The 6,335-nt window shown below is 72.4% G+C and carries 9 protein-coding genes; 3 read left to right on the top strand and 6 right to left on the bottom strand.

Features of this window, described 5'->3' with window-relative positions:
* The coding region (locus VFL64_RS08860; RefSeq protein WP_489540016.1) for a PaaI family thioesterase at positions 1–193 on the bottom strand (193 nt) is incomplete at its 3' end.
* A 261-nt stretch (positions 194–454) separates the two neighbouring features.
* Between VFL64_RS08860 and VFL64_RS08855 the strand changes: the two genes are divergently transcribed.
* Positions 455–1,228 carry a hypothetical protein gene (locus VFL64_RS08855; protein WP_489540015.1) on the top strand — a complete coding sequence of 258 codons (774 nt, stop codon included), beginning with the start codon at positions 455–457 and terminating at the stop codon, positions 1,226–1,228.
* A 3-nt stretch (positions 1,229–1,231) separates the two neighbouring features.
* Here VFL64_RS08855 and VFL64_RS08850 read toward each other — a convergent pair whose 3' ends face one another.
* The 4 genes from VFL64_RS08850 to VFL64_RS08835 all read right to left on the bottom strand — a co-directional run bounded on the left by VFL64_RS08850 (position 1,232) and on the right by VFL64_RS08835 (position 3,391).
* Entirely contained in the window at positions 1,232–1,423 is a 192-nt protein-coding gene (locus tag VFL64_RS08850) for a hypothetical protein (protein WP_489540014.1), read from the bottom strand.
* 172 nt (positions 1,424–1,595) lie between these two features.
* Positions 1,596–2,474 carry an amidohydrolase family protein gene (locus tag VFL64_RS08845; protein ID WP_489540013.1) on the bottom strand — a complete coding sequence of 293 codons (879 nt, stop codon included), beginning with the start codon at positions 2,472–2,474 and terminating at the stop codon, positions 1,596–1,598.
* Positions 2,471–2,980, bottom strand: coding sequence for a GNAT family N-acetyltransferase (locus VFL64_RS08840; protein WP_489540012.1), 510 nt, complete (start codon positions 2,978–2,980; stop codon positions 2,471–2,473). Before VFL64_RS08840 ends, VFL64_RS08845 begins: the two co-directional genes overlap by 4 nt.
* A gap of 21 nt (positions 2,981–3,001) precedes the next feature.
* Positions 3,002–3,391: an MAPEG family protein gene (locus VFL64_RS08835; RefSeq protein ID WP_489540011.1), complete on the bottom strand. Its 390-nt coding sequence runs from the start codon at positions 3,389–3,391 to the stop codon at positions 3,002–3,004.
* Between the two features lie 172 nt (positions 3,392–3,563).
* Here VFL64_RS08835 and VFL64_RS08830 point away from each other — a divergent pair, with 172 nt between their 5' ends.
* Both VFL64_RS08830 and VFL64_RS08825 read left to right on the top strand, forming a co-directional pair.
* Positions 3,564–4,976, top strand: a complete 1,413-nt coding sequence (locus VFL64_RS08830; RefSeq protein WP_489540010.1) for a DUF1800 domain-containing protein — start codon at positions 3,564–3,566, stop codon at positions 4,974–4,976.
* A 4-nt stretch (positions 4,977–4,980) separates the two neighbouring features.
* Entirely contained in the window at positions 4,981–6,150 is a 1,170-nt protein-coding gene (locus tag VFL64_RS08825; RefSeq protein ID WP_489540009.1) for a DUF1501 domain-containing protein, read from the top strand.
* 4 nt (positions 6,151–6,154) lie between these two features.
* On the opposite strand, the gene VFL64_RS08820 is transcribed toward VFL64_RS08825, so the two are convergent.
* The coding region (locus tag VFL64_RS08820) for a hypothetical protein (RefSeq protein ID WP_489540008.1) at positions 6,155–6,335 on the bottom strand (181 nt) is incomplete at its 5' end.

The raw sequence follows: 6,335 nt of genomic DNA, 5'->3' as shown, positions 1-6,335 counted from the left end.
AGCCGCAACCGGCCGAGGTGTCGGCCAGCGTGACCACGCTGCCCGCGTGCAGGAAGCCGTTGGGTGCCATGAGGGCGGTCGTCACCGGCATCTCGGCTTGCACCTCGCCGACCGCCACGCTGCGGATGACGATGCCCAGGTGCCCGGGCAGGTTGGCGGCGGCGCGCTGGTTGAACTGCTCGGCGGTGATCATGGGCTCCTCGGGTTGTTCGTTCGTCTCGGGCGATTCTGCCGAAAGGGAGCGATGCCCCTGGCGCGAGCGGTGTGATGCCGCCTGTGCCACGCTGGCGCTCACAAGGCGCTGGCTTTGCCGGGAACCGCCATGGATGCACCGAGACAGGCACCCCCTCCCACTCCATGGGCCGGGCCCATGTGGGCGGCCGGTGTGGCCGTGCTGGCGTGGTGGGCCGGGTGGGGCGCTGGGAACCGGGCGCCGGTGCCCGAGCCACGCGCCGTGCAAGTGATTGGCCAGAAGCTCTCGGCACATGCGCCGCCGACGAGCGAGGTGCCGACGCCGTTGCCAACACCGGCGGCACCCAAGGCCGCGCTGCCCCTCGGCACCATCGAGGTCTGCGGCTTCGGCCCGGTGCAGGTGCCGCCCGACGACCCCGACCCGCTGCAACGCATTCCGCCCGCACTGCGCCAGTCGGCCCTCGATGCGATGGACGCGACGATGCTGGCCAGCGACGACCCGCGCGTGCGTGCCGCCGCGCTGTGGATGGGCGCGCGCATCCGCGGCCACGAGGTGCGCGCGCGCATCGAGCAGATGGCGCGCCTGGCCGTCGCCTCGCAAGACCCCTACGTGTACGCGATGGCGCTCGAAGCCTGCCAAGGCCTGCGCCCCGCCGAAGACAGCCACTGCGCCCTGCTGAGCCGCGCGCAGTGGGTGCGGCTCGACCCCGACAACGCCGTGCCGTGGCAGGCACTGGCCGCCGAGGCGCGCGAGCATGACGAGCGGCTGGCCGAGAGCCTGGCGCTGCAACTGGCCGAACGCGCCGCGCGCAACGACGTGCATGCGGGCTGGCTGCCGCGCCTGGTCGACCAGGCCTTGGGCGCGCAGGCTGCGCCGCTGCAGCGCACGCTGGCGCTGAGCGCGAGCTGGAGCGCCGAGGCCGTGTGGGCCGCCTCGCACGGGCAAGCCGCGCGGGCCGACGGCCAGGGCTACGACCTGAGTTGCGAGAACGTCAACCGCATGCAGCGCCGCGCCAGCAGCGCCTTGCCGCGATGACGATCAGGTGTTCGCGGGCTTGAAGTAGCGCGCTTCCAGCACCTTGGCGTTGGTCAGGTGCAGCGTGACCATCAGCCGCTCCCACAGGGTCAGCGGCTGGATGCGCCCGTCGGGCATGGCCAGCACGGTGCCAAGAATGGGCTCGTCTTCGATCCTGGACTCTTGGTAGGCCGGCGCCTTCAATGCTTCACCCATGCTGATCCCCTTTCACGGTGTTGGAGCACTTGTAACCATCTGTAGTTTACGGTGCAAAGTTCACGGAGACCAGGGGGTGGCGGGGTGGAAAGGCCCATGCAAACCCGGGGGCGGCGAGATCCGCGCCCGACCCGCGCCGCAGCCCTGCCCTGACGCGGGCGGTGAACGAGGATCAGGGCGCAGGCAGCCCGAACAGCGCCGCGCCGTTGTCCCAGGCGATGCGTTTCGCGGCCGCCGGCGGCAGGTCACCCAACCAGCGGCGGGCCTGCTGCATCAGCGCCTCGTAGTCGTCCCAGCGGGCGTTGACCCAGGTGTCGGAGCCGACCAGAAAGCGCTCCGGCATCTCGCCGAGCAGCGCCTTCCACGCCGGGCTCAGGCGGTCGTCGCCCTCCATCAGCCCCGGCCGGTACGAGAGCTCGCCGAAGAGCGTGGGGTGGCGCGCCAGCAGCGCGCGCACGCGCTCGATGGGCACGCCGCCGATGCCGGTGTGGGCCCAGATCAGTTTCGCCTTGGGCGCGTGGACGAACAGCTTCTCGATGGCCACGTCGTCCACGTGCGCCAGCACCACCAGGCCCCGCTCCTGGGCCAGCTGCATCAGGCGGCGCGCGGTCGGCCCGTCGGCGTTGGCGCTGTCGTAGAGGTGGAACTCGCCCAGCCCGCGGTAGGGCCCGGCCTCGGTGCCGGCGGCCAATTCGCGCTGCACCATCTCGACGATGCTCGGGTCGGCATGCCAGCCGGTGTAGTCGGCGCGGTTGCGGTACAGGCGCACGAAGGGCACCACGCTGACGCCGGCCTTCTTCGTCGCGTCGCGCGCCGCGGCCAGTGCCTTGGTGCCATCGTTGGGCCGGCTGTTGGCGATGACCGCGCGCACGCCGCTGCGCTGCATGCGGCCCAGCACGTCGGCCAGTGGGTAGCGCTCGGCGGCCTCGACGTTGTAGTGCAGGTGGGCGTCGAACAGCGGGCCGGTGTAGGGCTGGGCCTGTGCGCCCAGTGCCACGGTCAGTGCTAAGACCAGGGCGCAGGCCACGCGCAGCAGCTGCGTGCGCTTCATCGCCCGTCGCGCCGCAGCGGCTTGAGCATGTTCATGCCGGTGATGCCGTAGCCGCTGGAGCGGTACAGCGCCTGCGCGTTGGTGTTGAAGCTGAAGACGTGCAGGCCGATGGCGTCGAGGCCCATGTCCAGCGCCACCGCCTCGATCAGGTCCAGTGCCGCCTTGGCGTGGCCGCGGCCACGGAACTCGGGCCGCACGCGGATGTTGTAGACGTAGCCGCCGCGTGCGTCGGCGGGGCCGATGACGGCGAACCACAGGTAGCCGACCTTCTCGCCGAGGGCCTGGTCTTCGATCTCGTAGAAGAAGTGCTCCGGCGTCTGCTGGCCCTGCGGCAGCAGGCGTGCGAACTCGGCGCGCGCGCGCTCCAGCGCCGTCTCGCGGGGCCAGCGCCCGACCTGGGCGTTGTGGTCCGCGTGGGTGGTGATGGCCTCTTCGGCAAAGGCCTCGAAGCGCTGCGGGTGCATCGGGACCAGCCGCGTCGCGGTGTGTGGGAGTTGGGCGCCCATGGGTTCGAGGATAACTGCGCGCTACAGCACCTGGCGCAGCAGGGCGATGCCCAGCGCGACGAGGGAGGCATAGGTGCCCAGGGCACCGATGAAGCGCAGCGCGTGCCGCCCACGCAAGCCATGCGCGAACAGCATGCCCGCCGCATGCACCACGCGGCTGGCCGTGGCCACCAGGGCCACCGCACTCACGAAAGGGCTGGGTGCGGCCATGTGCAGGTAGAGCAGCAGTGCGACGATGAGCGGAATGTATTCGGCCGCATTGCCATGCGCCCGGATCGCCTGCGTGAGCTGCGCCTCGGTGACCCGGGGCGACTCGCGTCCCTGGATGCGCACGCGCGAGACGTTGATGCTCAGGGCCGCGTAGAGCAGCACCAGAAAGGCGCAGCAGAGCAGGACGGTGTTGGCTGGCATGCGGCCTCCGCGGCAATGGATAAGGCGGGGTAAGGCGGTGTCCGCCCGGGCCGATTCTGCAAGCTCGGCAGGCTGCATGCGCCTCGGCTCCGCGTAATCCCTAGCGGCTGATTGCCACGCGCCGCGCGTTGAAGGAAGAGACACAGCCGTTGAAAGAGTTGCCGGAATTGCCATGAGCCCTTCCTCCGCCCCCACCCACGCCGCCCTCGCGCTCAACCGCTTCGGCCTCGGCGCGCGGCCCGACGAGACGCCGCCCGCCGACCCCAAGGCCTGGCTGCTTGGTCAGTTCGAGCGCCACGTTGCACGCCCCGCCGCCTGGGCCGACACGCCCGCGAGCAGCAGCCTGCTCGTGGCCTACGGCGAGCAGCTGCGCGCCGTGCGCCAGGCCGATGCCGGCACCGCGCAGGCGCGGCGCGCCGAGTTCGCGGCGCAGACGCAGGCGCGCTACCGCTCGGCGGTGGAGGCGCGCGTCACCAGCTCGCTGGCCACGCCCTCGCCCTTCGGCGAACGGCTGGTGCACTTCTGGGCCAACCACTTCGCCGTGTCGGTCGACAAGATGCCGCTTGCCGCGCTGGCCGGCACGTTCGAACTCGAAGCCATCCGCCCGCAGGTGTTCGGCCGCTTCGAAGACCTGCTGCTCGGTGTGGAGCGCCACCCGGCCATGCTGCTCTACCTCGACCAGGCGCGCTCGGTCGGCCCCACCAGCCCGCTCGGCCGGCGCGATGCCGCGCGGCGGCCCGACAAGGCGCGCGGTCTCAACGAGAACCTGGCGCGCGAGATCCTGGAACTGCACACGCTGGGCGTGAACGGCGGCTACTCGCAGGGCGACGTGCAGGAGCTGGCGCGCGCGCTCACCGGCTGGAGCCTTGGCGCCCTGCCCGGTGTACCGCCCATGCCGCAGGGCGGCGTGACGCCGGGTGGCTTCGGCTTCAACCCTTTGCTGCACGAGCCCGGCGCGCGCCAGCTGCTGGGCCGCCGCTACGACGTCGGTGGCCAGGCGCAAGCAGAGGCCATCCTGCGCGACCTGGCCAGTGCACCGGCCACGGCGCGCCACCTGTCGTTCAAGCTGGCGCGGCACTTCGTTGCCGACACGCCGCCGCCCGCGCTGGTCGACCGCCTGGCCGAAGCATGGCTGCGCAGCCGCGGTGACCTCCCCACCGTCTACCGCGCGCTGATCGATGCCCCCGAGGCCTGGGGCGCCGAGGCGCTGCAATCGCCCAAGTTCAAGACGCCGTGGGAGTGGGTCGTTTCCACGCTGCGCGGCCTGGGCCGCAACGAGCCCGGCCGGCAACCCATTGCGCCCTTGCTCACGCAGCTCGGCCAGCCGGTGTGGCGGCCGGGGTCGCCCGCCGGCTTCGACGACGTGGCCGAGAGCTGGGTCGCGCCCGACAGCCTGCTGCGCCGAGTCGATGCCGCGCAGCGCATCGCCGAGCGCGCCGGTGGCAGCGTCGACGCGCGCACGCTCGGCCCGCGCCTGTTGCCCGCTGGCCTGAGCGACGACACCGCCAAGGCCATCGCGCGCGCAGAGAGCGCCTCCACCGCGCTGGCGCTGCTGCTCGTGTCGCCCGAGTTCCTGAGGAGATAACACCATGCACCCCCTCACCGCCCCCTCGCGCCGCCGCTTCCTGCACCAGGCCGCCGCCACCGGCCTGGTGCTGGCCGCGCCCGGCCTCGCGCTCGCGCGTGCCGCCACCGAGCGGCGCTTCGTCTTCATCCTGCAACGCGGCGCAGCCGACGGGCTCGACACCGTCGTGCCCTATGCCGACCCGGCCTACGCCCGCCTGCGCGGCGCACTCGCCATCGACCCCGCGAACGCGACCCGGCTCGACGGCAGCTTCGCGCTGCACCCCGCGCTTGCCGAAGTGGGCAAGCTCTACGCCGCGCAGCAGGCGCTGTTCGTGCACGCCGTGGCCTCGCCCTACCGCGAGCGCTCGCACTTCGACGGGCAGGACGTGCTCGAGTCCGGCGCCGCCACGCCGCACGGCCTGAAGGACGGCTGGCTCAACCGGCTGGTGACCCTGCTGCCCGCACCGCATGCCGCGAGCGGCGACGCCATCGCCATCACGCCCACCATCCCGCTTGCGCTGCGCGGCCCGGCCGCGGTGAGCAGCCACGCGCCCACCTCGCTGCCGCAGGCGCCCGAAGACTTTCTGCAGCGCGTGCAGCAGCTCTACATGCAAGACGCGCAGCTGCACGCCGCCTGGTCGGCCGCGATGGAAACGCGCGGCATGGCGGCCACCTCGGGCCCGCGGCAGACGCCGCGCGAACTGGGCCAGCTCGCGGCCGGCTTCCTCGCCAAGCCGCAGGGCCCGCGCATCGCCATGCTGGAGATGGGCGGCTGGGACACGCACAGCGCGCAGGCCGCGCGCCTCACACGCCAGCTGCAGGGGCTCGACGCGCTGGTCGCCTCCCTGCGCGATGGCCTGGGCGAGGCCTGGGCCCACACCGTGGTGCTGGTGGCCACCGAGTTCGGCCGCACCGCGGCGGCCAACGGCACCGGCGGCACCGACCACGGCACCGGCTCCGTCGCCATGCTGCTCGGCGGCGCGGTGCAGGGCGGACGCGTGCTCGGCGACTGGCCCGGCCTCGCACCAGCCGCGCTCTACCAGGGGCGCGACCTGCAGCCCACCACCGAGCTGCATGCGCTGATGTGTGCGGCGGCGGGCGAATGCTTCGGCGTCGAGGGCGGCGCGCTTGCGCGCACGCTGTTCCCCGGCCAGTCCGCGCCCAAGGCGCTGCCCACGCTGCTGCGCGCCTGAGCTGTCAAAAACACTGCGCGAACATCTCGTCCGGCGAGATGGCCTTGCCGTCGCGGCTCAGCTCCAGGTGGATGTGGTTGGTGATGCCCGGGTACTTGAGCGACAGGTCCTGCGCCAGCGCGATCGGCTGGCCGGCCTGCACATCGCCACAGACCAGGCCCTCGGCGTAGAAGATCTTCACGCGG

The sequence above is a fragment of the Rhizobacter sp. genome (genome assembly GCF_035702065.1).
Classification (GTDB): Bacteria; Pseudomonadota; Gammaproteobacteria; order Burkholderiales; family Burkholderiaceae_C; genus Rhizobacter.
This window is presented reverse-complemented; position numbering and strand designations above follow the sequence as displayed.